This window comes from Actinocatenispora comari, assembly GCF_017312725.1.
GTDB lineage: Bacteria > Actinomycetota > Actinomycetes > Mycobacteriales > Micromonosporaceae > Actinocatenispora > Actinocatenispora comari.
Map to the genome: position 1 here is coordinate 34,735 of NZ_BOPO01000146.1, position 25,525 is coordinate 60,259.

Annotated in this window: 18 protein-coding genes; 14 read left to right on the forward strand and 4 right to left on the reverse strand. The window is 74.1% G+C overall.

What is annotated here, in order from left to right; all coding sequences use genetic code 11:
- Window positions 1–60: 60 nt before the first annotated feature.
- From NUM_RS37800 to NUM_RS33950, 3 genes are all read left to right on the forward strand, one after another.
- Entirely contained in the window at window positions 61–4,344 is a 4,284-nt protein-coding gene (locus NUM_RS37800; RefSeq protein WP_207129028.1) for a S8 family serine peptidase, read from the forward strand.
- Between the two features lie 157 nt (window positions 4,345–4,501).
- Window positions 4,502–5,686, forward strand: a complete 1,185-nt coding sequence (locus tag NUM_RS33945) for an SPFH domain-containing protein (RefSeq protein ID WP_207129029.1) — start codon at window positions 4,502–4,504, stop codon at window positions 5,684–5,686.
- A gap of 76 nt (window positions 5,687–5,762) precedes the next feature.
- The gene (locus NUM_RS33950; protein WP_207129030.1) at window positions 5,763–6,851 is read left to right on the forward strand and encodes a hypothetical protein; all 1,089 of its coding nucleotides are present in this window, start codon (window positions 5,763–5,765) and stop codon (window positions 6,849–6,851) included.
- A gap of 4 nt (window positions 6,852–6,855) precedes the next feature.
- Here NUM_RS33950 and NUM_RS33955 read toward each other — a convergent pair whose 3' ends face one another.
- Entirely contained in the window at window positions 6,856–7,101 is a 246-nt protein-coding gene (locus NUM_RS33955; protein ID WP_207129031.1) for a hypothetical protein, read from the reverse strand.
- 153 nt (window positions 7,102–7,254) lie between these two features.
- On the opposite strand from NUM_RS33955, the gene NUM_RS33960 reads away from it, so the two are divergent.
- From NUM_RS33960 to NUM_RS33980, 5 genes are all read left to right on the forward strand, one after another.
- Complete coding sequence (locus NUM_RS33960) at window positions 7,255–7,500, forward strand: winged helix-turn-helix domain-containing protein (RefSeq protein WP_225919032.1); 246 nt, start codon at window positions 7,255–7,257, stop codon at window positions 7,498–7,500.
- Window positions 7,501–7,639: 139 nt separating this feature from the next.
- Window positions 7,640–8,566 carry a tetratricopeptide repeat protein gene (locus NUM_RS33965; protein ID WP_207129033.1) on the forward strand — a complete coding sequence of 309 codons (927 nt, stop codon included), beginning with the start codon at window positions 7,640–7,642 and terminating at the stop codon, window positions 8,564–8,566.
- A gap of 3 nt (window positions 8,567–8,569) precedes the next feature.
- Window positions 8,570–9,727: an arginase family protein gene (locus NUM_RS33970; protein ID WP_207129034.1), complete on the forward strand. Its 1,158-nt coding sequence runs from the start codon at window positions 8,570–8,572 to the stop codon at window positions 9,725–9,727.
- 254 nt (window positions 9,728–9,981) lie between these two features.
- A complete protein-coding gene (locus NUM_RS33975; RefSeq protein WP_207129035.1) occupies window positions 9,982–15,003 on the forward strand; it encodes an NAD-glutamate dehydrogenase in 5,022 nt (1,673 codons plus the stop codon).
- A gap of 168 nt (window positions 15,004–15,171) precedes the next feature.
- The gene (locus tag NUM_RS33980) at window positions 15,172–15,846 is read left to right on the forward strand and encodes a permease prefix domain 1-containing protein (RefSeq protein ID WP_207129036.1); all 675 of its coding nucleotides are present in this window, start codon (window positions 15,172–15,174) and stop codon (window positions 15,844–15,846) included.
- 22 nt (window positions 15,847–15,868) lie between these two features.
- Here the strand turns inward: NUM_RS33980 and NUM_RS33985 are convergent, their stop codons facing one another.
- A complete protein-coding gene (locus tag NUM_RS33985; RefSeq protein WP_207129037.1) occupies window positions 15,869–16,189 on the reverse strand; it encodes a PadR family transcriptional regulator in 321 nt (106 codons plus the stop codon).
- Window positions 16,190–16,310: 121 nt separating this feature from the next.
- Between NUM_RS33985 and NUM_RS33990 the strand changes: the two genes are divergently transcribed.
- The 4 genes from NUM_RS33990 to cydC are packed head-to-tail and all read left to right on the forward strand — an operon-like array spanning window position 16,311 to window position 21,988.
- A complete protein-coding gene (locus NUM_RS33990; protein ID WP_207129038.1) occupies window positions 16,311–17,537 on the forward strand; it encodes a cytochrome ubiquinol oxidase subunit I in 1,227 nt (408 codons plus the stop codon).
- 13 nt (window positions 17,538–17,550) lie between these two features.
- Complete coding sequence (locus NUM_RS33995) at window positions 17,551–18,486, forward strand: cytochrome d ubiquinol oxidase subunit II (RefSeq protein WP_207129039.1); 936 nt, start codon at window positions 17,551–17,553, stop codon at window positions 18,484–18,486.
- On the forward strand, window positions 18,486–20,324 hold the full coding sequence (cydD, locus tag NUM_RS34000; protein ID WP_207129040.1) for a thiol reductant ABC exporter subunit CydD: 1,839 nt from the start codon (window positions 18,486–18,488) through the stop codon (window positions 20,322–20,324). The genes NUM_RS33995 and cydD overlap by 1 nt, the downstream gene beginning before the upstream one ends.
- Window positions 20,321–21,988, forward strand: coding sequence for a thiol reductant ABC exporter subunit CydC (gene cydC, locus NUM_RS34005; protein ID WP_207129041.1), 1,668 nt, complete (start codon window positions 20,321–20,323; stop codon window positions 21,986–21,988). The genes cydD and cydC overlap by 4 nt, the downstream gene beginning before the upstream one ends.
- Here cydC and arfB read toward each other — a convergent pair.
- Together arfB and NUM_RS34015 are read right to left on the reverse strand one after the other, a co-directional pair.
- On the reverse strand, window positions 21,957–22,382 hold the full coding sequence (gene arfB, locus NUM_RS34010; RefSeq protein WP_207129042.1) for an alternative ribosome rescue aminoacyl-tRNA hydrolase ArfB: 426 nt from the start codon (window positions 22,380–22,382) through the stop codon (window positions 21,957–21,959). The genes cydC and arfB overlap by 32 nt on opposite strands.
- A gap of 52 nt (window positions 22,383–22,434) precedes the next feature.
- Window positions 22,435–23,016 carry a DUF6642 family protein gene (locus tag NUM_RS34015; RefSeq protein ID WP_207129043.1) on the reverse strand — a complete coding sequence of 194 codons (582 nt, stop codon included), beginning with the start codon at window positions 23,014–23,016 and terminating at the stop codon, window positions 22,435–22,437.
- A 225-nt stretch (window positions 23,017–23,241) separates the two neighbouring features.
- Between NUM_RS34015 and NUM_RS34020 the strand changes: the two genes are divergently transcribed.
- Together NUM_RS34020 and NUM_RS34025 are read left to right on the forward strand one after the other, a co-directional pair.
- Complete coding sequence (locus NUM_RS34020; RefSeq protein WP_207129044.1) at window positions 23,242–24,294, forward strand: MerR family transcriptional regulator; 1,053 nt, start codon at window positions 23,242–23,244, stop codon at window positions 24,292–24,294.
- Between the two features lie 23 nt (window positions 24,295–24,317).
- Window positions 24,318–25,508: an MFS transporter gene (locus NUM_RS34025; protein ID WP_207129045.1), complete on the forward strand. Its 1,191-nt coding sequence runs from the start codon at window positions 24,318–24,320 to the stop codon at window positions 25,506–25,508.
- Window positions 25,509–25,525 lie beyond the last annotated feature (17 nt).

The window sequence follows — 25,525 nt, forward strand, 5'->3', positions numbered from 1 at the left end:
GCGGCTGGAATCTAGGCGGCCGGTGCATCCCCCTCATGCCGGCCGCGAGGAGTGACGACGATGAGACGCCATCGATTCCGGCTGGCCGCCGCGGCGGCGGCCGCGCTGGTCACCACCGCGGGGCTGCTGGGCCCCGGCGGTGGCGCCGCGCCGGCCGCCCCGTCCGGCCCGGACCAGCGGGTGATCGTGGAACTGTCCGGCAAGCCGGCGATCGCCGCCGCACCGACCCGGGCGTTCGCCGCGGCCGGCCGGGCCAAGGTGGACTCGGCCCGCGGCAAGCTCGCCGCCGACCACCGGGCGTTCCTGTCCCGGGCGCGGAAGGCCGGCGTGGCGGTGCACGACCAGCGGTCGCTGACCCTGCTGGACAACGCGATCGCGCTGCGGGTACCGGCGTCCGAGGTGGCCACGTTGCGCACGCTGCCGGGCGTCATTGCGGTGCTGCCGGACGTGCGCGCGCACGCCAGTACCGACACCAGCGTGCCGCTGGTCGGCGCGCCGCAGGTGTGGCAGCAGCACGACGCGCAGGGCCGGCCGGAGCGCGGTACCGGCGTGACGGTGGCGATCGTGGACACCGGCGTCGACTACACCCACCCCGACCTGGGCGGCGGGTTCGGGCCCGGGCACAAGGTGGTCGCCGGCTACGACTTCGCCAACGACGACGCCGACCCGGCCGACGACAACGGGCACGGTACCCACGTGGCCGGCATCGTCGCCGGCAGCGCGGCGAAGCCGGGCGGCGTCACCGGGGTCGCGCCGGACGCGACGCTCACCGCGTACAAGGTGCTGGACGACGGGGGGAGCGGCTGGACCTCCGACATCATCGCCGGCATCGAGGCGGCGGTCGACCCGGCGAACGAGCACCGCGCGGACGTCGTCAACCTCAGCCTCGGCGCCCCCGGCGACGGTACGGATCCGTTGGGCCGGGCGGCATCCGCGGCGGTGGCCGCCGGTGTCGTGGTGGTCGCGGCGGCCGGCAACGACGGACCGGGTGCCGGCACGCTGAGCTCGCCGGGTGACGCGCCGGGCGTGCTCGCGGTCGGCGCGTCCACCTCCGGCGTGCGGTTGCCGGCGGCGACGCTGACCGCGCCGAAGCACGAGCCGTTGCAGGTGCAGCGCAGCCCGCTGTCGGCGAACCCGCCGGCCGAGCCGGTCACCGCGCCGGTGGTCGACGTCGGCGCCGGTACCGACGCGGACTACGAGCGGGTCGGCGACGTGCGCGGCAAGATCGTGCTGCGCAGCTGGCGGGTACCGCCCAGCGCCGACCACATCAGCTCCGCCGACATCGCGGCGGCCCGCGCGGACGAGAAGCGCGGCGCGCTCGCGGTCATCGGGTACGAGCAGGGCAGCTCCGGTCCGCAGCTGGCCCCGCGATCCGCCACGGTGGACCTGCCGGCGCACGGCCTGGACTCCGGCGACAGCCTGCGGATGGACAAGCTGGTCGTGCTCGGCATGGACGACTCGCAGTACGCCGAGCTCGGCCGGATCGGCGGCACCGACTCGCTGCGCATCACGATCAGCGGTACCGACGTCACCGACACGATGGCGTCGTTCTCCTCCCGCGGCCCGACCGCCGCGTTCGGCCTCAAGCCGGACCTGGTCGCCCCCGGCGTCGAGATCCGCTCCACCGTGCCGACCTCGCTGTACGGCCCGGGCGAGTACCGGATGTCGGGCACCAGCATGGCCGCGCCGCACGTGGCGGGCGCCGCCGCGCTGCTGCGCCAGGCGCACCCGGACCGGTCGGCCGCGGCGATCGCCGCCGCCCTGGTCGGTACCGCGCACGGGCTGGCCGACGTGGACCCGACGGTGCAGGGCGCCGGCCGGCTCGACGTGGCCCGCGCGGCCGCGGCGAACGTGACCGCGCAGCCGAGCAGCCTGTCGATGGGGCTGGCCGACCTGTCCGGCGACACCGTGCGCGGCAGCGCGACGCTGACCCTGCACAACGACGGCAGCACCGCGGCGACCACGACCCTGCGGTCGGCCGCGGCGGACGGCACTCCGGGTACCGCCACCGTCTCGCCGGAGCGCGTCAGCGTGCCGGCCGGCGGTACCGCGACGGTCACCGTCACGGTGTCGGCGAAGCGCGACCTGTCCGCCGACACGAACGTGTCCGGCTGGGTCACCGCCGCCCCGGCGGGCGGCCCGGCGCTGCGGGTGCCGTACCTGCTGGCGGAGCGACCGCTGGTGGTGCGCGCCGCACCGGACCCGAGCGACGGCACCAGCACCGTGTTCGTCTACAGCCCGACGCCGCTGAACGGCGCCCCGCAGGTACGGGTGGCCGGCCGGCACGGCAGGCCGGTGACGGTGACCGCGCGGCGCGACCACGACGAGTGGTACCGCGCCGACGTGCACCTGACCAGGGCGGGTGCGTACCAGGTCGGGGTGACCGGCTGGGCGACCGGCGGCCAGCGCCTCGCCGGTGCCGGCGCGCTGGAGGTCACCGCGCGCAACCAGGCGGCGAAGTGGCAGCCGGTCGGCCCCAACTCGACCGCCTGGCACCTGACGACCACGCCGGCGAACGAGCGGATGGGCGTGCTGCTGGAGTGGACCAGCCCGGCGCCGTGGATCACCACCGACCGCGGCGCGACCTGGACCCGGGCCGGCCGGCTGCCGGTGGCCGCCGGCGGTGACGGCCAGGTGGTCGTCGACCCGCGCCGGTCGAGCCGGCTCTACCTCGCCGTCAACGGGGCGAGCGGGCAGACGCTGCGCACCGTGTTCGACCCGACCTACCAGGGCAAGATCCTGCGCACCGATGACCGGGGTAGGACCTGGACCACGCTGGACTTCCCGGACACCGAGGTGCACTCGCTGGTCGCCGACGCCGACGGCGGCACCCTCGCCGCGGTCACCGACACCGGCGTACTGATCAGCCACGACCACGGTGACAGCTGGCGCACCGAGCCGGTGGCCTGGGGCGACGCGCCGCAGTGGGCGGCGGTGTCGGGGCACGACCTGTACGTGGGGACGCTGCGCCGGATCGTCAAGGTGGCCGGGTTCGACGCGGCCCAGCCGGCGCCGGCCACGGTGGTCCGCGAGGTGTACGACGAGAGTTCGCGCACGTTCGTCTCCGGCCTGGTCGCGGACGGCACGGCCGTGGTCTACGCCGACGACGACGGCGTGGTCTACAGCTCGACCGACGGCGGCGCCAGCTGGACGAAGAAGTTCGCCCTGCCCAGCTCGTACCCGAGCGGGCTGTCACTGGTCGACGGCACGATCTGGTTGGCAGCGCTGGGCGAGGTCGACTACCTCGGCGCCGACCACGGGGCGAGCTGGACGACCATGCCGCGGCCGAACCGCGGCCCGGTCGACACCGACGCCGACGCCTGGCCGGGCGACGACGCGCTGCTGGTGTCGCAGGAGAACGGTGGCCTCTACACCACCTCCGACCACGGCGCCAGCTACCGCCGGATCGGCGTACCCGGCGCCGAGGTGTCCGACCTGGCGGTGGCCGGCGACGGCGACGGTGCGCCGCACCTGCTCGCGGGTGCACCCGGTGCGGACACCTACAGCACGCCGCTGCCGACCGGGCGGATCGACGCCGGTACCGCGGAGTGGGGTCCGGCGCAGGAGGGCTACAACTACTCGGCGCCGCATTACGGGGTGTCGCCGAAGCGGCCCGGGCTGGCCTGGAAGTCGCTCGGCTACCCGGCGGTGGACAGCTACGAGCTGCAGACCAGCACCGACGGCGGGCGTACCTGGATCCGCGCGGACCGCACCAACGGCGTCGCGTACGCGGTGCTGGCCAGCCCGGCCGACCCGGACCGGGTGGTGGTGTCGATGAAGAGCTACGCCCACGGGTACGGGCTGCGGGTCACCGCCGACGGCGGCCACACCTGGAAGAACCTGTACCACCCGCGGGCGTACACCGCGATCGCCGGTGACCCGCGCGACGCCGACCGGCTCTGGCTCGGCGCCGCGGACGGGCTGTACCGCTCCGACGACGGCGGCGTCACCGCGGTCAAGGTGGCCGGCGGCAGCGTCGGGTCGATCCTGGTGACCGGCTCGCGCATCGTGGTCGGCGGCTCGTCGATCCGGGTCAGCACCGACGGCGGGAAGCACTTCGCCACCGCCGACACCGGCGGGCTGCCGATGCGGGTCAGCGACCTGTACGCGCCGCCCGGCGCCGGGCACACCCTGTACGCGGCGACCACCTCGTACGCGACGAACGGGCTGCCGCAGGGCGGTCGGGGCGTACTGCGCAGTACCGACAACGGGCGCACCTGGCACAACGTGTCCGGCGGGCTGCGCAGCACCGCGGTGACCAGCCTCGCCGGCAGCCCGGACGGCCGGTGGCTGTTCGCCGGTACCGCGGACGGCGGCGTGCACCGGCTCCGCCTGCACGGCTGACCTACCAGCGCCGGCTCCACCCGCACGGGTGAGCCGCAGTGGCCAGAGCCCGGATCGACCGCGCGCCCACCCGGCGTACGGTCGATCCGGGCTCTGGCGTGCCGTTGTTACGCTGAGCGGCGGCTCGACCGGGTGGTGCGTGCGTGAAGGGAAGCTCATGGGGCTGATCGACAAGATCAAGGGCGAGTTCATCGACATCGTCGAGTGGCTCGACCAGACGCGCGACACGATCGTGTGGCGCTTCCCGCGGTACGACAACGAGATCAAGATGGGCGCCAAGCTCGTCGTGCGCGAGTCGCAGGTCGCGGTGTTCGTCAACGAGGGCCGCATCGCCGACGCGTACGGGCCGGGCACCTACGAGCTGCAGACCCAGAACATGCCCATCCTGTCCACCCTCAAGGGCTGGAAGTACGGCTTCCACTCGCCGTTCAAGGCCGAGGTCTACTTCGTCAACACCCGGCAGTTCACCGACATGAAGTGGGGCACCCAGAACCCGGTCATGGTGCGTGACCCGGAGTTCGGCATGGTGCGGCTGCGTGCCTTCGGCGCCTACTCGATGCGGGTGGTCGAGCCGCGCCGGCTGCTGACCGAGCTGGTCGGCACCGACCCGCAGTTCCGCACCGAGGAGGTGTCGGAATACCTGCGCCAGATGCTGGTCGGCCGGCTGTCCGGCGCGCTGGCCAAGGCCGAGGTGCCGATGCTGGACCTGGCCGCGCACCAGCAGGACATCGGTGACCGGCTGGCCGGCGCGCTCAGCCAGGAGCTCGCCGAGGTCGGCATCGCGATCCCGAAGTTCATCATCGAAAACATCTCGGTGCCGCCCGAGGTGGAGAAGGCGATGGACAAGCGCACCGAGATGGGCGTGGTCGGCGACCTGGACAGGTACACCAAGTACCAGACGGCGAACGCGATCGCCGAGGCCGCCGGCACCCCGGGCAGCGGCATGGGCGAGGGCCTCGGCCTGGGCATGGGTGTCGCCGCCGGCCAGCGCTTCGCGCAGAACATCAACCCGCAGCAGGGCTATCCCCAGCAGCAATACCCGCCGCAGGGTGCGCCCGGCTACCCGCCGCAGGGTGCGCCGCAGCAGGGCTACCAGCAGCCGCCGGCCCCGGCCGGCCCGCCGCCGCTGCCCCCGCAGCCGCAGTGGTACATCGCGGTCAACGGCGCCCAGCAGGGCCCGTTCGACGCCGCCGGCCTGTCCGGCCAGGTGTCGGCCGGCGCGCTGACCCGCGACACCCTGGTGTGGCGCAACGGGATGGCGCAGTGGACCGCCGCCAGCCAGGTCGGTGAGCTGGCCACCCTGTTCGGTGCGGTTCCGCCGCCGCTGCCGCCGCAGTCCTGACCCCGCCCGGGCCGGCCGTCACGGCGGGCCCGGACGACACACCCCCGTCCGACCGTCTGTTCGAGTAGGGCCCCTCATGACCGAACAAGCCACCTCGACGCCGCACGCCTTCCCCTGCGCCTCGTGCGGTGCGCGGGTCGAGTTCGCCCCGGGCACCAACACGCTGCGCTGCCCGTACTGCGGGCACGAGCAGGCGATCCCGCAGGCCCAGCGGCAGGTGCTGGAGCACCACATCGAGGAGCTCGCCACGCTGCCGCGCAAGCCGGTCGCGCAGCTCGCCCCCCAGCAGTACGTCTGCCGCAAGTGCGGCGCCCGCACCCAGGGCACCACGCTGTCGCAGTCCTGCCAGTTCTGCGGTGCGCCGATGGTGGCCGACCTGGCCGGCGGCGAGCAGGTCGTGCCGGAGGCGGTGCTGCCGTTCCAGCTGGACGAGAAGGCGGCCCGCGGCGCGCTGCGCAAGTGGACCTCGTCCCGCTGGTTCGCGCCGAGTGCGCTGAAGAAGGTGGCCACCGCCGAGTCGACCAAGGGCACCTACCTGCCGCACTGGACCTACGACGCGCACACCGCGTCCCGCTACACCGGCGCCCGCGGCGAGCACTACTACACCACCGAGACCTACACCGACTCCAACGGCAACCAGCAGACCCGCCAGGTCCAGCACACCCGGTGGTACCCGGCGTCCGGTGAGGTGCGGCGGTTCTTCGACGACGTGCTCGTGGTCGGTACCCGGCAGCTCGACGCGTCCCGCACCGAGAAGCTGGAGCCGTGGCCGCTGCAGCAGTCGGTGCCCTACCAGCCGGCGTTTCTGGCCGGCTACCAGACGCTGCGCTACGACGTCGAGCCGGAGCAGGGGCTGGAGGTCGCCAAGGGCAAGATGGCCGTGGTCATCAAGGGCGACATCCGCCGCGACATCGGCGGCGACGTGCAACGCATCGACTGGTTCGACACCCAGTACGCGCAGCTGATGTACAAGCTGATGCTGCTGCCGGTGTGGCTCGCGAACTACGTCTACGGCGGCAAGACCTACCACGTGATGATCAACGCGCGCAGCGGCGAGGTGCACGGCGAGCGGCCGTACAGCGCGGCCAAGATCGCCGCCGCCATCACCGCCGGCGTCCTGCTCATCGCCGCCATCATCACCCTGTTCGTGCTGTCCCAGCACTGATCGTTCAGTTCGGCTCGCGGACCAGCAGGCCGGTGAGGCGGACGTAGTAGGTGCGGACGACGGGGTCGCCGTCGATGTCGTTGATGGGCACCACCCGCAGGTAGGCCGCGCCCGCGACCAGCGCCGGAGTGGTCGACACGACCATCGCCCAGAACGAGCCGCGGCCGTGCACCCCGGCCGCCGGGCTGATCCACACCTCCGACCCGGCCCGAGGCACCTCCGCAGTGCGGTGAAACAGATGACGAGCCATCGGCAGCGCTCCATTCGTGTACCGGGCGTTGATCGGCGCCCGTAATCGATGCGGATCGTCCTGATACTAAACCCTACTGATTCCTACTGTAACCGGGTGAACCCTGGTACACACCATCCTCGCTGGGCTTACCGGGGTGGGCACGATTGCGGCGTGAGCATCGATCCGGGGAAGCCGGAGTACGTGTGGCGGCAGGCGGCGGACGTGATTGCCGCCCGGATCGCCGCCGGTGTGTACTCCGGCCGGTTGCCGAGCGAGGGTGACCTGGCGCGGGATCTCGGGGTCGGGAAGAACACCGTCCGGCGCGCGCTGGTCGACCTGCGGGAGCGGGGCCTGGTGGTCACGCTGCCGCAGCGCGGCACCTTCGTCGCGACGCCGGTGCGGCGGCACGGCGAGTAGCGAATTCCCTGGTCGCCGCGGGCGTGGCGGAGCATGACCGGGGCGGACGTTTTCGGCAATATGTGCGTACCGCGTGAACGGTCCGCTACCTTCGGCGCCGGGCGGCGGCTACGCGCATCCAGGTGGAAGACTAGGTGGCATGAGTCAGCTCGACCCCCGTTCGATTCCGTCGTCGTTCACCCGTGGAGCGGTGGACCTCGGCGCGTTGCGGCCGCCCGCGGCCAGCCCGTCCGCGCCGGCGCAGCCGGCCCCGTCCACCGACACCACCGGCCCGGCCGCGGGGGCGCCACCGGCCGGCGTGTCCGTCGCCGTCGACGAGTCCAACTTCCAGGCCGAGGTGCTGGAACGCAGCCTGCAGGTCCCGGTCGTGGTCGACTTCTGGGCGGAGTGGTGCGGGCCGTGCAAGCAGCTGTCCCCGCTGCTGGAGAAGCTCGCCGCGGAGGCGGGCGGCAGCTGGGTGCTCGCCACCGTCGACGTGGACGCCAACCCGCGGCTCGCCCAGGCGTTCCGGGTGCAGTCCATCCCCACCGTGTACGCGATCGTCGGCGGCCAGCCGGTCGACGGGTTCACCGGCGGCATCGGTGAGCAGCAGCTGCGGCAGTGGATCGACGCGGTGCGCGCGGCGGGTGGCGCCGCCCCGGCCGAGTCGGAGGTCGACCCGCGCATCATCGACGCCGACGACAACCTGGCCGCCGGCGACCTGGACGCCGCCGAGGAGCTGTTCTCCCAGGTGCTCTCCGAGCGGCCGAACGACCCGCTGGCCACCTCCGGGATGGCCCAGGTGGCACTGATGCGCCGGGTGCAGACGGTCGATTCGCGGCGCGCGCTGGCCGACGCGCAGGAGCGTCCGGACGACGCGAGCGCGCAGCTGCTCGCCGCCGACGTCGAGGTGATGAACGGCCGGGCCGAGGAGGCGTACCAGCGGCTGGTCGACACCGTGCGCCGGCTGCGCGGCCCGGAGCGTGACGCGGTGCGCAAGCACCTGCTCGGCCTGTTCGACGTGGCCGGGCCGGACGACCCCGCGGTCGCCGCGGCCCGCCGTGACCTGGCGTCGGCGTTGTTCTAGCGGATGGCGGGCGAGCGGGGGGCCAAGCCGGTCACGGTGCTGGATGCACCGTCGAATCTGGGGCTGACGCCCCCGACGGCGGGCGCGGTTCCCGGCTGCGCCAAGGCGCCCGGTGCGCTGCGCGACCACGACCTGCTCGCCCGGCTCGACGCGCACGACGCCGGCTGCGTCGTGCCACCGCGCTACGACCCCGGCGAGTGGGCGCCCGGCGACGGGGTGAACCAGGCCGACCAGGTCGCCGACTACGCGGTGAAGCTGGCCGAGCGGCTGGCTCCGCTGCTGGCCGACGACGCCTTCCCGGTGCTGCTGGGCGGTGACTGTTCGATCCTGCTCGGGTCGGCGCTCGCGCTGCGCCGGCGCGGCGCCGAGGACGGCGCCCGGTACGGGCTGGTCTTCATCGACGGGCACACCGACTTCCGGCACCCGGGCAACGCCGACTACGTGGGTGCCGCCGGTGGCGAGGAGCTCGCGCTGGTCACCGGGCGCGGCGACGCGCGGCTGACCAACATCGACGGGCTCAAGCCGTACCTGCGGGAGTCCGACATCGTGGTGCTCGGCATCCGCGACGACGACGCGTACCGGATGGACATCACGGCCGCCGGCATCCCGCACCGCACCGTGCCGGTACTGCGGGCCGAGGGGATGCCGCGGACCGCCGCGTGGGCGGCGTCGCTGTTGTCCGACACCGCCGGGTTCTGGGTGCACCTGGACACCGACGTGCTGGATCCGACGGTGCTGCCGGCGGTCGACGCGCCCAGCGACGGCGGCATCGGCTACGGCGAGCTGGAGCACCTGCTGGCCGATCTGGTCGCGGTGCCGGGCTGCCTGGGCATCGAGGTCACCGTGTTCGACCCGGACTACGACCCGGACGGCAGCTTCGCCGGTGAGCTGGTGGACGCGCTGGTGGCGGGGCTGCGGCCGAGATGGGACCGCCGCCCGGCGCCGGGGCAGCCGGAAGCGGCCGCCGAACCGGCCGGGCGGTCGACGCCGCTCGCCGCGGGCTCCGGCAACCGGCACGCGACGATCACGGTGGCGCTCGCCGCGCCGCCGGCCGCCGACGGCGCGGTGTCTCGCCGGTCGACCGGGCTGGGCTGGCCGCGGGACGAACCGGTGGCGGAGCCCGGGATCGGCGTCTCGTCCCGGCTCGGTTGGCCCGAATAGTCCCGCTGGCGACGCTCGCCCGGCCGGTCGGACACATGGGCTGGATCACTGTGCGGCGTACCCACGTGACCACGGTCGCTGCCGGCGGTTGGGCACAGCGGCGCCGGTATGTCCGGTGCGCCGTCATCCGCCCGTGTGTAGTCGCGTTGCGTACGCTGCGCATCCGGCCGCACCGGATGGCTCCACGCCGCACGAAGGTCATAGGGTGGAGCCGGATGACCCACAGCGTGGTGGGGCGAGGGGAGTGGCTACCCATGAATCGCCGTTCGGCGACGGATCCTTCGACGGCCGGGGCAGGCCGGACCGGAGCGGACGAGACGTCGGAGGGGGCCGATCCGATCGGCTCGGATCTTCCGACCGGGCGCGAGGCGGCGCCACCGACGGCGGGTGAGCCGACCGGCACGGGCCTGGACGAGGCGGCCGACGACGCCGCGCTGGCCGAGGCGGTGGAGAACCGCGAGGCGCTGCTCGCCGAGGCGGCCGGCCTGGCCGCCGCCGAGCCCGCGGCCGGCACCACCCCGGACGAGATGGCCGACCTGGTCCGGCTGTACTGGCGGCTGGTGCCGGACGAGGAGCTGGTCGGCCGCACCGGCGCCGAGCTGTACGAGACGACCTGCCGGCACCGCACGCTCGCGCAGCGGCGCAGCAGCGGTGCGCCGCGGGTCGAGCTGCGCAACCCGGACGACAGCGGGCACACGGTGCTGTCCGTGGTGACCGACGACATGGCGTTCCTGGTCGACTCGGTGACCGCCGCGCTGGTCGCGCACGACCTGGAGATCCACCTGGTGGTGCACCCGCAGGTGGTGGTGCGCCGGGACGCCGCGGGCGAGCTGGTGGCGGTGCTGCCGCGGCTGGAGGCCGACCAGGCCGGCCCGGACGACACGGTGGAGAGCTGGATGACCTTCGAGGTCGACCGGCAGCAGGACGAGGCGGCGCTGGCGTCGCTGTCGGCCGACATCGAGCGGGTGCTCACCGACGTCCGGGAGGTCTCCGAGGACTGGCCGGACATGGTCGAGAAGGCCCGGCAGCTCGCCGGTGCGCTGCGCACCGCCCAGCTTCCGGTGCCGGACAAGGACATCGAGGACGCGGTCGAGCTGCTACAGTGGCTGGCCGACGACCACTTCACCTTCCTCGGCTACCGCGAGTACCAGCTGGCGCAGCGGGACGGCGAGCAGTTGCTGGCGCCGGTGGACGGCAGCGGGCTGGGCATCCTGCGCGGCACGCCGGGCAAGCCGCGCAGCCTGTCGTCGATGGCGCCGGAGGCGGAGGCGAAGGCGCTGGAGCAACGGCTGCTGACGATCACCAAGGCGAACTCGCGGGCCACCGTGCACCGCAACGCCTACCTGGACTACATCGGCATCAAGACGTTCGACGGTGCCGGCAACGTGGTGGGGGAGAAGCGGTTCCTCGGCCTGTTCACCTCCGCCGCGTACGTGCAGTCGACCCGGCAGCTGCCGGTGGTGCGGCGCAAGGTGTCGGAGGTGCTGCGCCGGTCCGGGCTGTCGCCGCGCAGCCACTCCGGCCGCGACCTGATGGAGATCCTGGAGACCTACCCGCGCGACGAGCTGTTCCAGATCTCCACCGAGGAGCTCTACCGCACGGTGATGGGCGTGCTGCGGTTGGCCGGCCGCCGGCAGCTGCGGCTGTTCGTGCGCCGCGACGCGTACGGGCGGTTCATCTCCTGCCTGGTCTTCCTGCCGCGGGACCGGTTCTCCACCCGCAACCGGCTGCGCATCCAGCAGATCCTGATGGACCGGCTCAACGGTGTCGGGCTGGACTACTCGACCCGGGTCACCGAGGGGCAGCTGGCCCGCATCCACGTCACCGTGCGCACCGACCCGACCAACCCGCCCGGTGAGCTGGACGTGGAGGCGATCCAGCACGAGCTGGCCGACGCGACCCGGTTGTGGGAGGACGACTTCCGGCTGGTGCTGGGGGCCAAGCTCGGCGACGAGCAGTCCCGCTACCTGTACGAGCGGTACGCGTCGGCGTTGCCGCAGACCTACAAGGACGAGCACACGCCGTACGAGGCGTCGAAGGACCTGGCGAAGCTGGAGCTGCTGGACGAGCCGGGCGAGCTCGCGATGCACCTGTACCGGCGCCGCAAGAACGACGATGACCTGCGGTTCAAGGTGTTCCGGCTCGGTGAGCCGATGATGCTCTCGGCGCTGCTGCCGGTGCTGCACTCGCTCGGGGTGGCGGTCGCCGACGAGCGGCCGTACGAGATCCGGCGCGCCGACGGCACGATCTACCTGTACGACTTCGGGTTGCGGCCGCCGGCCGACGCGCTGGACATGTCCCAGGTGCGGGCCAAGGTGGAGAACGCGTTCTCCGCCGCCTGGCGCGGTGAGTCCGAAGTGGACGGTCTGAACCAGCTGGTGCTGCGGGCCGGCCTGACCTGGCGCCAGATCGTCATCCTCCGGCTGTACGTGAAGTACCTGCGGCAGGCCGGCACGGTGTTCAGCCAGGAGTACATCCAGGACACCATCGTGGCCTACCCGGGCGTCGCGACGCTGCTGGTGGCGCTGTTCGAGACCCGGTTCGATCCGCGCATCCAGCTGTCCGACGACGCGCGCGCCGAGCACGGCCAGCACCTGATCGAGGCGATCACCGCGCAACTGGACGAGGTGGCCAGCCTGGAGGCCGACCGGATCCTGCGCAACCTGCTGACGCTGATCGAGGCGACCCTGCGCACCAGCTTCTTCCAGCGCAGCCCGGGCCGGCCCAAGTCGTACGTGGCGGTCAAGCTCGACCCGCAGCGGTTGTCGATGCTGCCAAAGCCGCGCCCCCGGTTCGAGATCTTCGTGTACTCGCCCCGGTTCGAGGGCGTGCACCTGCGGTTCGGCGCGGTGGCCCGCGGTGGGCTGCGCTGGTCGGACCGCCGGGAGGACTTCCGCACCGAGATCCTGGGCCTGGTCAAGGCGCAGATGGTGAAGAACGCGGTGATCGTGCCGGTCGGCGCGAAGGGCGGCTTCGTGCTCAAGCAGGCGCCGCCGGCGAGTGACCGGGAAGCCTTCCAGGCCGAGGGCGTCGCCTGCTACCAGATGTTCATCTCGGCGCTGCTGGACATCACCGACAACATCGACCCGTCCGGTGCGGTGGTGCACCCGGCCGACGTGGTGCGCCAGGACGGCGACGACACCTACCTGGTGGTGGCCGCCGACAAGGGCACCGCGACGTTCTCCGACATCGCCAACCAGATCGCCACCGACTACGGCTACTGGCTCGGTGACGCGTTCGCCTCCGGCGGCTCGGTCGGCTACGACCACAAGAAGATGGGCATCACCGCGCGCGGTGCCTGGGAGTCGGTCAAGTACCACTTCCGGGAGGCCGGTACGGACTGCCAGACCGAGCCGTTCACCGCGGTCGGCGTCGGCGACATGTCCGGCGACGTGTTCGGCAACGGGATGCTGTGCAGCGAGACGACCCGGCTGATCGCCGCGTTCGACCACCGGCACATCTTCCTGGATCCGGACCCGGACCCGGCCCGCTCGTACGCGGAGCGGCGGCGGATGTTCGACCTGCCGCGGTCCAGCTGGGCCGACTACGACACGTCGACGATCTCGGCCGGTGGCGGGGTGTGGCCGCGTACCGCGAAGTCGATCCCGATCTCGGGTCCGGCCCGGGCCGCGCTGGGGCTGGCCGACGACGTGACCTCGCTGTCGCCGCCGGAGCTGATCCGGGCGATCCTGCTGGCACCGGTCGACCTGCTGTGGAACGGCGGCATCGGGACCTACGTCAAGGCCCGCACCGAGAACAACGCCGAGGTCGGCGACAAGGCCAACGACGCGGTCCGGGTCGACGGCGGCCAGCTGCGCTGCAAGATCGTCGGCGAGGGCGGCAACCTGGGCTGCACCCAGCTCGGCCGGGTCGAGTTCGCCGCCGCCGGTGGCCGGATCAACACCGACTTCATCGACAACTCGGCCGGGGTGGACACCTCCGACCACGAGGTGAACATCAAGGTGCTGCTCAACCGGGCGAAGGCGGCCGGTGAGCTGACCGAGGACGAGCGCCGGCAGGTGCTCGCCAGCATGACCGACGAGATCGGCGAGCACGTCCTGCTCGACAACTACGACCAGAACACCGCGCTGGGCTGCGCCCGCGCCCAGGCGTACCCGCTGCTGCCGGTGCACCGGCGGCTGATCACCGACCTGGAGCGGTCCGGCCGGCTGGACCGGGTGCTGGAGGGGCTGCCGACCGACGAGGAGCTCGCCGCCCGGGACAAGCAGAACCTCGGGCTGTACTCGCCGGAGTTCTGCGTGATCCTCGCCTACGTGAAGATCGCGCTGGAGGACGAGCTGCTCGACTCCACCCTGCCGGACGAACCGTGGACCGCGCAGACGCTGGTCGACTACTTCCCGACCGCGCTGCGCGAGCGCTACGCCGACCAGATGGCCGAGCACCCGCTGCACCGCGAGATCGTCACCACGCTGCTGGTCAACGAGACCGTCAACCGCGGCGGCATCTCGTTCGTGTACCGGGCGATGGAGGAGACCGGCGCGAGCGCCGCCGAGGTGCTGCGGGCGTTCGTGATCACCCGGGACGTGTTCGGGCTGGCGCCGCTGTGGCGCGAGCTGGAGGCGCTGGACAACACGGTGCCGGCGGCGGCGCAGATCGACGCGCTGCTGCGTACCCGCCGGGCGTTGGACCGGGCGGTGCGCTGGATCCTGCAGAACCGGCGCAGCCCGCTGGCGGTACCGGACGAGATCGAGCGGTTCGCGCCCGGGATGGCCGAGCTGCTGCCGAAGATCGGCGACCTCTACCGCGGTGCCGAGCAGGAGGCGTACGCCCGGCACCGTGACGAGCTCGTCGCCGAGGGCGTACCGGCCGACCTCGCCGACCGGGCCACCCGGGTGCTGTGGGGCTTCGGCCTGCTCGACGTGGTCGAGGTGGGGCACGCGACCGGCCGGCCGCTGGCGGAGATCGCGGACGTCTACTACGCGATGTCGGAGCGGTTCCGGGTGGACGAGCTGCTGGACAAGATCTCCAACCTGCCCCGGCACGACCGGTGGCAGACCCAGGCCCGGCAGGCGCTGCGCTACGACCTGTACGCGGCACTCGCGGCGCTGACCGCCGAGGCGCTGGCGGCGACCGACGAGTCGCTGCCGGCCACCGAACGGGTCGACGCGTGGGCGCAGCAGAACGCCACCCCGATCGGCCGGGCGCTGTCGGCGATCGGCGAGTTCCAGGGCACCAGCTCGGATCTCGCCGCGCTGTCGGTGCTGCTGCGGCAGATCCGTACCGTGGTGCGCACCTCGGCGCTCGCCGCGAACTGATCGGTTCCGTCTCGGCGTTCCCGACCGGCCGCAGCCGGGGGCGCCGGGACGGGTAGCTCCAGTCCGGGACGGGCACCGACGCAGGGCTCCGCGATGCGTCGGGCCCGGCGCGGTGACTGGGGGAGAATCCCGGACGCGCCGCCCCCGGCGGTGCGGCATCCTGGAGGGATGCGCGGCGAAGTGGGCCCGATCGACGAGTACGTGCGTGCGCTGACCGCGGCGCTGCCCGGCCCGGCGCGGGCCCGGGCGAGCCTGGTCGGCGAGGCCCGGGACGGCCTGGTCGACGCGGCCGCCGCGTACCGGGAGGCCGGCTACCCGGAGTGGCAGGCCGAGCAGCTGGCGGTCGCCGACTTCGGCACCGTCCGCGAGCTGGCCGGCGAGTACCGCACCGAGCTGGCGCTGTCGCAGGGCCGCCGCACGCTGCTGCTGACCGCGGCGGTGCAGCTCAACGTGTGGCTGTTCTCCGAGGTGTCCTGGCGGCTGGGGGAGCACCAGCTGTGGTCGGGCGCGGCGCCGTCCGCGGGGTACCGGCTGCTGGCCCGGACGGTGGACGCGCTGCAGCTGATCCCGGCCGGGCTGGCGCTGTGCGCGGTGCTGGTCGCGTTCACCTACGGCCAGCGGGTGCTGCCCCGCCCCGACCTGCTGGCCCGCGCCTCCGGCGTCTTCGGGTTCGGCGTCGCGGCGACGATGCTGGTCTCCTGCGCGGTGATGTCGGTGGCCACGCCGGGCCTGGCGGGCGTCGGTCCGGTGACCACGTCGGTGCTGGCGGCCGCGGTGCCGGCCGGGCTGATCGCCTGGAGCGCCCGCCGCTCGTTCGTCGCCGCCGCACCGCTTCCGGCCTGACTCCCGGCGGTGGCGCGGTCGGTCAGCTGGTGCCGAGGACGCCTTCGATGACGGCGCTGAAGTCGCGCCAGTCGGCCCGCTCGGCGGCGAGGAAGCGGCTGCCGGCGTCGGTGATCCAGTAGGTGCGGCGCTGGCGGCCGGCCACCGTCGCCCACTCGCTGCGCAGGTAGCCGGCCCGCTCCAGCCGGCGCAGCGCCGGGTAGAGGGTGCCGGTGGGCATGCTGACGGCGCCGCCGCTGCGCGCGGACAGCGCCTCGGCGATCGCGTACCCGTGCCGGGGGCCGTCGTCGAGGACGGCGAGCACCAGCGCGTCGAGGTGCCCGCGAAGCCGGTCCGCCTTCATGCCGTCAACCTACCCATCCGCCGATCCCGGCGCCCACCACCTCAGGGTCATCTCGGGGTTGCATGTCGACCCTCTACATGTAGCGTGTCTACACGTAGGTCGTCAACCCATGGGAGGGCTCGTGACCGCCGTCGACCTGGCGCGGGTGCAGTTCGCGCTCACCGCGAACGTGCACTTCCTGTTCGTGGTGCTGACCCTCGGCCTGACGCCGATGATCGCGATCATGCAGACCCGGTACGTGCTGACCGGCCGGGCCGTGCACCTGACCATGACGCGCTACTGGGGCCAGCTCTACGTGGTCAACTACGGCCTGGGCATCGTCACCGGGCTGGTGATGGAGTTCCAGTTCGGCCTGGCCTGGACAGGGGTCAACCGGGTCGCCGGGCAGGTGTTCGGCGCGCCGCTGGCGCTGGAGACGATCATCGCGTTCTTCGCCGAGGCGACCTTCCTCGGCATCTGGATCTTCGGCTGGGGCACCCTGCCGAAGGTCGTGCACCTGGTCTCGTTCTACCTGGTCACGATCACCGCGTACGCCTCGGCGGTGTTCGTCATGGTGGCCAACGGCTTCCTGCAACACCCGGTCGGGTACGTGCTGCGCGACGGCACCGCGCGCGTCACCGACCTGCGCGCGCTGTTCGGCAACCCGGAGGCGGTCGGTGCGCTGCGCCACCTGGTACCGGCGGCGCTGATGCTCGGCGGCATGGTCGTCGCCGGGATCAGCGCCTGGCAGCTGCGCCGGCGCCCGGACGACACCGACGTGTTCCTGCGCTCGCTGCGGATCGGCGTGCTGGTCGGCCTCGCCGGAGCCTTCTTCACCTTCCTGTACGGCTGGGCGCAGCTGGACTACCTGCGTACCGACCAGCCCGGCAAGGTCGACGCGATCATGGCGTCGAAGGGCACCGGGACGGTCACCGACCGGCCGCCGGGCTGGATCTCGGTGCCGTTCTCGATCATGCAGCAGTTCGGCGAGTACTCCACCTACCTCGGGCTGTTCCTGCTGCCGTTCCTGGTCCGCCGCTGGATCGTGCGCCGGCGGCTCCTGCTTTCGGTGATGACCTGGTGGATCCCGCTGCCGTTCGTCGCCGTGGTCTGCGGCTGGCTGGTGCGCGAGGTCGGCCGGCAGCCCTGGGCCGTCTACGGCGTGCTGCGCACCGCGGACGCCACCTCGCTGCCGACCGGCCAGGTCGCGGTGTCGCTCGCCGTGTTCGGCGTCGTCGTGGTCGGCCTCGCGGTGACGAACTGGCTGGTACTGCTGATGCTCGCGCGACGTGGCCCGCACCGGCTGGCGCTGGGCCGGGTGCTCGGCGACGACGAGCCGGTCGCCGCGGCCGAACCGGCCGTGGTGTGAGAGGGGACGAGAGATGGACGTTGCGCTGACCGCGGTGTTGCTGCTGTTGGTGGCCGGCTGGTTCGTGCTCGACGGGTACGGGCTGGGGACCGGGATCCTGCTGCACCGGCTGGCGCCGCCGGGCTGGTCGCGCCGGCGGGTCCTGACCGGTGTCGGCCCGGTGCTGCTGGCCAACGAGATGTGGCTGGTCGCCGCCGCCGGGCTGGTGGCCGGCGCGTTCCCGGCCGCCGAGCGGGTACTGGCCGACGCCTGGCCGGCGGTGGTCCCGGGCCTGGCGGCCTGGGTGCTGCGCGACGCCGGCCTGTGGCTGCGGAGCCGTCGCGACGCGGTCCGCTGGCGCCGCTGCTGGGAGGGCGCGTACGCGCTGGGCAGCCTGGTGTTCGCGGCCTGCTGGGGGCTGCTGCTCGGCGGCCTCGCCCTCGGCCTGCCGACCGCGCTCGGCCTGACCGACCCGGCCACCGCCTGGTTCGGCCCGGCGTGCGCGGTGACGGTGGTCGGCGTGCTCGCCACGCACGGCGCCACGGTCACCGCGGTCCGGGTGCCGTCGGCCGCCGACCGCGCGGTACGGCTGGCCGATCGGCTGGCGCTGCCCGCCGCCGTGACCACCCTGCTGGTGACGCTCGCCGGCCTGGCCCTGCCCGCGGTACGCGCCCAGCTCGCGCCGCCCGCCGCCCTCGTGCTGCTCGCCCCGCTCGGGCTGCTGTTCGCCCGCCGCGCGCTGCGGCACGGGCGGCGTCGGCGGGCCGTCGCCGGTACCGGAGTCGCCGCCGCGGCGCCGGCGCTGGCCGTACTCGGCTGCGCGGCCCCGCACCTGGTCGCGATCGCCGGCGACTCGACGGTGGTGGCGGTGCTGCTGCTCGCCGCGGTACCGGTGGTGCTCGCCCACCAGGGACTGCTGTGGTGGCTGTTCCGGCGCCCGGTCACCGACCGCACGGTCGCGTTCTTCTGATGTCCGGCAACCGAACCCGGGCCCGCGTCGGCCGGCTGCCCGAGGTGCGCCGGCACCTGGCGGTCGGCTGGCTGGCGGCCGCCGGCCTGGCCGTGCTGACCGTCGCGCAGCTGGAACTGCTGGCCCGGCTGATCGTCGCGGTGATCGACGGCGCCGGGGTGGCCGGTCCCGCGGGTGCGCTGGCGGCCGTCACGGTGGCCCGCGCCGTACTGGCCGGGAGCCGGGAGGCGCTCGCCGGTCGCACCGCCGCGCGCGCCACCGCGGCGCTGCGGCACCGGCTGCTCGCCGCCGCGCAGGCGCTCGGCCCGCGGTGGGTGGCGGGGCGGCGCACCGGCGAGCTGGTCGCGCTGACCGACCGCGGCATCGACGCGCTCACCCCGTACCTGCGCGACTACCTGCCGCAGGTCGCGCTGGCCGCGGCGGTGCCGGTCGCGGTGCTGGTTCGGCTCTGCTGGGCCGATCCGACCTCGGCGCTGGTGGTGGCGGCGACGCTGCCGCTGATTCCGCTGTTCGGCGCGCTCGCCGGCCGGCAGGCCCGGCTCGCCACCCGGCGCCAGTGGCGCCGGCTGTCCGTCCTGAGTGGACACTTCCTGGACACGGTGCTCGGCCTGCCCACGCTGCGGGCGTTCGGCCGGGCCGGCGCGCACGCGGTACGGCTGCGCTCGGTCGCCGACGCGCACCGGCGCGCCACGATGAGCGCGCTGCGCGTCGCCTTCCTCACCTCGCTGGTCCTGGAACTGGTCGCGGCGCTGTCGTTGGCCCTGCTCGCGGTGCCGATCGGGCTGCGGCTGCTGGCCGGCGAGCTCGACCTGCGTACCGCGCTGGTGGTGCTGCTGCTCGCGCCCGAGGCGTACCTGCCGCTGCGGGCGCTCGGCGCCCGCTTCCACGCCGGCGCGGCCGGACTCGCCGCCGCCGACGACGCCTTCACCATCCTCGACACCACCGCCACCGCCACCGCCACCGCCACCGCCACCGCCGGCACCACCACCGACACCGGCGCCACCACCACCGACACCGACACCGGCACCGCGGCCGCCGACACTGCCGTCGCCACCGTCGCCACCGGCACCGCCGCGCCGCCGGTACGGGCTCGCCGTACCGGAGCTCGCTCGGTGCTGGTGCGGTGCGAGGACGTGACGGTGCGGTACCCGGGCCGGGACGAGCCCGCGCTGTGCGGGTTCGACCTGACCGTCGAGGTGGGCGACCGGCTGGTGCTGACCGGCCCCAGCGGCGTCGGCAAGAGCACCGTCCTGGCCCTGGTACTGGGTTTCGTCCGGCCGGCGCGGGGCCGGGTCCTGCTCGGCGGGCGCGACCTCGCGGCCATGGACCGGGCCGAGCTGGCCGGTTGGCGGGACCGGCTCGGCTGGCTGCCGCAGCGCCCTCGGCTGTTCGCCGGCACGCTCGCCGCCAACGTGGCACTCGGTGCTCCCGGCGCGGACGAGGCGCGGATCCGCCGCGCGGTCCGGGCCGCGGCCCTGGACGAGGTGGTCGCCGGACTGCCCGGGGGGCTGCACACCAGGCTCGGCGAGAACGGGCACGGGCTGTCCGCCGGGCAGCGGCAGCGGGTCGCGCTGGCCCGGGCGCTGTGCCGGGAGGCGCCGCTGCTGCTGCTCGACGAGCCGACCGCCCGGCTGGACGCGGCGACCGAGACAGCGGTACTGGCCGCGGCGACCCGGCTGCCGGCCGACCGTACCCTGCTCGCGGTCGCGCACCGCCCGGCCACCATCGCCGCCGCCCGACCGGTACCGCTGCGGCCCGCCACCGAGGCTGCTGTCGCACGCCGATCCGGCCCGACGGGTACCGCGCCGGTCACCGCACTCGTCGAGTCTCGGTCATGACGGGATCCGTGGTGGGACAAGGGAAGAGCGCGGGTGGTGTGTTGCGCGCGGTGTGGTGGCCGGTGGCGCTCGCCGCGGCGGCCGGCGCCGGTGCGGAGCTCGCCGGTACCGCGCTGCTCGCGACCGCGGCCTGGCTGCTGGCGCGGGCGGCACAGCAGCCGGGACTCGCGGCGCTGGCGGTGGCGATCGTCGCGGTCCGCGCCTTCGCGCTGCTGCGCGGCACCCTGCGGTATGCCGAGCGGCTCACCGGGCACCGTGCGGCGCTGCGGGCGCTGGCCCGGCTGCGCGAACGGGTGTACGCGGCGCTCGTGCCGCTGGCGCCCGGCGGCCTGCCCGGGTGGCGCCGGGCGCAGCTGCTGCACCGGATGGTCACCGACACCGAGGCGGTGCAGGATCTCGTGGTCCGCTGCCTCGTCCCGGCTGCCGGCGCGGCGCTCGCCGGCGGGCTGGGCCTGGTCGTGCTGGCGGCGCTGTCCCCATCGTCGGTGCCGCCGCTGCTGGCCGCGCTCGTCGGGACCGGCCTGGTGCTGCCGGCGTGCGCCGGCCGGCACCGACGCCGTACCGCCGGCGCCGACGACACCGCGGTGGCGGTGACCGCCACCGATCTGCTGGACGGTGCGGCCGAACTCGCCGCGTACGGCGCGGAGCCGGCCGCGCTCGCCGCCGCGGATGCCGCGCACGCCGACCGCGCCGGCCGGGAACGCACCGAGGCGCGGGTGGCCGGCCTGCTCACCGCGGTCGGCATCGCCCTGCAGGGCCTCGCCGCCGCGTCCGCGACGGTACTGGCCACGCGGGCCGGCGGACCGGCCGTCGCGGTGGTCGCGCTGACCACCCTGGTGGCGCTGGAACCGTCGCTGGCCCTCCCGGTGGCCGCCCGCCGGCTCGTCGACGCGCGGGCAGCGCTGCGCCGGGTCCGCGCGGTACTCGCCGCACCGGCGCCGGTGGCGGAGCCGGCCACGCCGCTGCCGGTACCGGCCGGGCCGGTCGAGATCACCATCCGCGACCTGCGGGTGCGCTACGCCGACGACCGGGCGCCGGCACTGGACGGGGTGAGCGTCGACGTCCGGCCCGGCAGCCGGCTGGTCGTGACCGGGCCGAGCGGGTCGGGCAAGAGCACCCTGCTCGCGGCGCTGCGCCGGTTCGTCGCGCCGGCGGCCGGCACGATCCGGCTCGACGGCACCCCGCTCGACGCGTACGCCGGGGTCGACGTGCGGCGGCTGATCGGCGGCGTCGGCGAGGAGGCGTACCTGTTCGACACCACGCTCGCCGCGAACCTGCGGCTCGGCGACCCGGACGCGACCGACGACCAGCTCCGGGCGGTACTGCGCCGGGTCGGCCTGGGTGACCGGTTCGCCGGCGAGCTGGCCACCGAACTCGGCCAGGACGGCAGCACCCTGTCGGGTGGCGAGCGGCAACGCGTGCTGCTGGCCCGGGCGCTGCTCGCCGACCCGCAGGTACTGCTGCTGGACGAGCCAACCGAGGGGCTGCCCGCCGCCGACGCGGACCGGTTGCTGCGCGACCTGCTGACCGCGACCGCCGGCCGGACCACAATCCTGGTCAGCCACGACCCGGCCGCCCGCGCCCACGCCGACCAGCTGCTCGACCTCGGCGCGGCGGTGGGGCCGCGTCAGATCAGTCGCTCGTGTCGCGGCGCAGCTTCTTGATGTCGCCGCGGCGGCGCTTGGCGTTCAACCGGCGGGTCACCGAACCGCGGGACGGCTTGGTCGCCCGGCGGGTCGGTGGCGGCGGTGCGACGGCCCGGCGGACCAGCTCGGCGAGGCGCTGGGCGGCGGCGCGGCGGTTGTCCAGCTGCGCCCGGTGCTCGGACGCGGCCACCGTCAGCACCCCGTCGACCAGCCGGGAGCCCAGCCGCTCGACCGCCCGGTCACGCAGCGTCGGCGACAGCACCGGCGAGTTGACCAGATCCCAGGACAGCTCGACCCGGGAGTCGGCGGTGTTCACACCCTGCCCGCCGGGGCCGCCCGAGCGGGAGAAGCGCCACCGTAGCTCGGCCCCCGGAATGGAGATCGAACGGGTCACGGTGAGCGGCTCGGGCATGATCCCAGCCTATGCCGTACCCATCGACCGACGTCACCGCATTACCGCGCGGTCAGCGGCCGTTGCGGTAGACGACCCGGAAGCCGAGATGGTCGGCGAACGGGGCGAACCGGGCCGAGCGCATCGTCGACTCCGCCGAGTCGACCCGTTTGCCGTTGACCAGCCGGTCGAGCAGCACCGTCTCGAACGCGGCGGCCTCGACCCAGTCGACCGTCTTGGTGTATCCGCAGATCAGCGCCGCGCCGGTGCGGTCGAGGAAGTCGCGCAGCATTCGGTCGGGCGCCTTGAGCACCGCACAGCTGCCGAAGAACAGCCGCCGGCCGGGGCACTTGCCGGCCAGGATCTCGCCCACCTCGTCCAGCTCGATGGTGTTGTCGTGGTGGTTGAACTCGGTCAGCAGCAGCCGCTGCGGCTCACCGTGCACGGCGAAGAACCCGACGTTGAAGTCGTCGTACTGCTTGAGGGTCCAGCGGTCGAGGTAGTACTCCAGCTCCTGGGCGGTGGCGACGTCCTTGTGGATGTACTTGATGCTCTGGATGCGTTCCAGCAGCTCCAGCGTCGGCAGCACGGAGCCGCGACTGGTCATGTCGCGCGCCCACTGACCTTCCACGCAGAACACGCCACCCCGTGACATTCCGCAGCGCTCCCTTCGCCGTACGGCGCCGTGCGGAGTCTAAGCAGCACCCCCGACAGGAGTACATCGCCCGAAAGAGCCCGTGCGGATTTCCACACTCCCCTACACTCTCCGCTCCTCAACGGCCACAGTTCGTGATGGCAGGGCCGGTCGAACCACGCTGGGTCTACGGTCGTGACCTGCGATGTTGACTCTCCAGTTGGTTGAGGGGGGAGGGTTCGGGGCGTGTTCGACGGGGGGATGCTGAGCATCGGGGAGCTGGCCCGCGCGAGCGGGCTGCCGGTCAGCGCGCTGCGCTTCTACGACGGGGCGCGGCTGCTGGTGCCCGCGCAGGTCGATCCGCGCAGCGGCTACCGGCGGTACGGCCCGGACCAGGTCGGTACGGCCCGGCTGCTGGCGCGGCTGCGCCGGGTGGGCATGCCGCTGGCCGACATGCGCCTGCTGCTGGCCGCCCGCCACGACCGGCGGCTCGTCGGTGCGCTCGTCGCCGAACACCTGGCCCGGCTGGAGGCCGGGCTGGCCGACGCCCGACGAGAACTGGAGCACGTCGTGTCCGAGACCGATCCCGCGGTGACCGCCTTCCGCGTCACCCCCGCCGACCTGCGCCGCGCCCTCGCCGCGGTCAGCTTCGCCCTGCCGTCCGGCACCGCCGCGCACGCCGTACCGTCCGCCGCCGAGGACTCCGGCGTGCTGGACGCGGTGCTGTTCGACGTCGACGCCGACCGGCTGACGCTGGTCGCGACCGACCGGTACCGGCTGGCGGTCAGCTCGGTCCCGGTCACCGACCGGACCGGGCCGAACGGCCGGTTGTCGGTGCCGCGGGCCGAGCTGCCCCGGATCGCCGCACTCGCCGGCGACCGCCTCGACGGGCGCCTCGACGGCGACGTGATGCGGCTCGGTGAGCTGCGCGTCGTGGCCCAGCCGGGGGAGTACCCCGACTACCAGCAGGTGACCGCATCGATTGGCGGACAACGGATCCCGACCGACGGCGAGCGGCTGCGCGAGCTGCTGTCGGCCGGCCCGCTGCGGACGGTACCGGAGTGCGCCGGCCCGGTCGCCGCGCTCGGCGTGGACGCCGCCGGCACGCTCGCGGTGCTCGACGCCGACGACACCGGGCTGCTCGCCGCGGTCAACCGCGACTTCCTGCTCGACGCGGTGGCCGCGGCACCCGCCGGGCAGCTCGTCCTCGACTTCACCGGCCCGAACCACCCGCTGGCCGTCCGCGACCCCGACGACCCCACCACGTACTCGATCCTGATGCCCGTGCGCCTGCCGTGACGGCGGTGCGTCCGGTCGGCGCGGTGGCCGGACGGCTCGGGTACGGATGGTGGCTCGGCGGCAGCGCGGTGTCGCTGCTCGGTTCCTCCGCGCAGGGCTTCGCCCTCGGCTGGGCGGCGACCGGGTACGGCGGCTCGTGGGCTGCGCTGGTGTTGACCGCGACGACGGCACCGCGGCTGCTGCTGGCGCTGCTCGGCGGCGCGGTGGCGGACCGGTACGGGCCCTGGCGGGTACTGGTCGGGGCCGGTGCGGCGATGCTCGCGGTGACGGCGGGTTTCGCCGCCGCCGTCGCCGCCGTGGGGATCGCGCTGCCGTTGCTCGTCGCGGTGGCGATGCTGGTGGGCGTCGGCAGCGCCTTCCAGTACCCGGCCGCCGGTACCGTCGTCCGGCACCTCGCCGCCGGCCCGGGAATGGGCCGCGCGATGGCGGCCAACCAGGTCGCGGGTCGCGCCGCGGCGTTCGTCGGTCCCGCGCTCGGCGGGCTGCTGGTCGCCGGCCTCGGCCTGGTCGGCACCTCGGCCGTCGACGCGGCCAGCTACCTGGTGCTGCTCGGCGTCCTGGCGTTGCTGCGCGGCCGGCTCGACCTGCCGGGATCGCCGGACGGCGGCGGCCTGGTGACCCGCATCCGGGCCGGGATCGGGGTGGTGGCGGCGGATCCGCTGCTGCGCGGGCTGGGCGCGCTGGTCGCGGTCGCGGCCGGGTTCCTGCTGCCCGTCGCCTCGTTGCTCGTACCGCTGCTGGTACGCCAGCAGGACTGGCCGGCCGCCGCGGCGGGGTGGGCGGTGGGTGCGGAGGCGCTCGGCGTCGGCCTGGTGATCGTCGCGGTACTGGTGCGTGGCACCGCCCGCCGCTCCGGCGTCGTGCTCGCCGGCGGTCTGCTGGTCGCCGGCGCCGGAGCCGGCTGGCTGGCGCTCGCCGGTTCGGGCCCGGTCGCGGCCGCGGCGACGTTCGTGCTCGGGCTGGGTACCGGTGCGTTCACCACGCACGTCGGGCCGCTGCTGCTGCGGGCCTCGCCCACCGGGTACCTCTCCCGGATCCAGGCGGTACTGCTGGTGGTCCAGACGGCGCCGCTGTTGTTGACGCTCAACGTCTTCGGCTGGTGGGCCGACCGGGCCGGCGCCGACGCGGTGGTCGCCGGCTGCGCGGTGGTGGTGTGCCTGGCCGGGCTCGGCGGGTTGGCGAGTCGACGTCTGCGCAGCGTGGCGAGCCCATGACGGAAAGGGTTGCGGCG

Coding starts and splice junctions, on each gene's coding strand:
- NUM_RS37800 (WP_207129028.1), top strand. CDS start 61: ATGAGACGCCATCGATTCCGGCTGGCCGCCGCGGCGGCGGCCGCGCTG.
- NUM_RS33945 (WP_207129029.1), top strand. CDS start 4,502: ATGGGGCTGATCGACAAGATCAAGGGCGAGTTCATCGACATCGTCGAG.
- NUM_RS33950 (WP_207129030.1), top strand. CDS start 5,763: ATGACCGAACAAGCCACCTCGACGCCGCACGCCTTCCCCTGCGCCTCG.
- NUM_RS33955 (WP_207129031.1), bottom strand. CDS start 7,101: ATGGCTCGTCATCTGTTTCACCGCACTGCGGAGGTGCCTCGGGCCGGG.
- NUM_RS33965 (WP_207129033.1), top strand. CDS start 7,640: ATGAGTCAGCTCGACCCCCGTTCGATTCCGTCGTCGTTCACCCGTGGA.
- NUM_RS33970 (WP_207129034.1), top strand. CDS start 8,570: ATGGCGGGCGAGCGGGGGGCCAAGCCGGTCACGGTGCTGGATGCACCG.
- NUM_RS33975 (WP_207129035.1), top strand. CDS start 9,982: ATGAATCGCCGTTCGGCGACGGATCCTTCGACGGCCGGGGCAGGCCGG.
- NUM_RS33980 (WP_207129036.1), top strand. CDS start 15,172: ATGCGCGGCGAAGTGGGCCCGATCGACGAGTACGTGCGTGCGCTGACC.
- NUM_RS33985 (WP_207129037.1), bottom strand. CDS start 16,189: ATGAAGGCGGACCGGCTTCGCGGGCACCTCGACGCGCTGGTGCTCGCC.
- NUM_RS33995 (WP_207129039.1), top strand. CDS start 17,551: ATGGACGTTGCGCTGACCGCGGTGTTGCTGCTGTTGGTGGCCGGCTGG.
- cydD (WP_207129040.1), top strand. CDS start 18,486: ATGTCCGGCAACCGAACCCGGGCCCGCGTCGGCCGGCTGCCCGAGGTG.
- cydC (WP_207129041.1), top strand. CDS start 20,321: ATGACGGGATCCGTGGTGGGACAAGGGAAGAGCGCGGGTGGTGTGTTG.
- arfB (WP_207129042.1), bottom strand. CDS start 22,382: ATGCCCGAGCCGCTCACCGTGACCCGTTCGATCTCCATTCCGGGGGCC.
- NUM_RS34015 (WP_207129043.1), bottom strand. CDS start 23,016: ATGTCACGGGGTGGCGTGTTCTGCGTGGAAGGTCAGTGGGCGCGCGAC.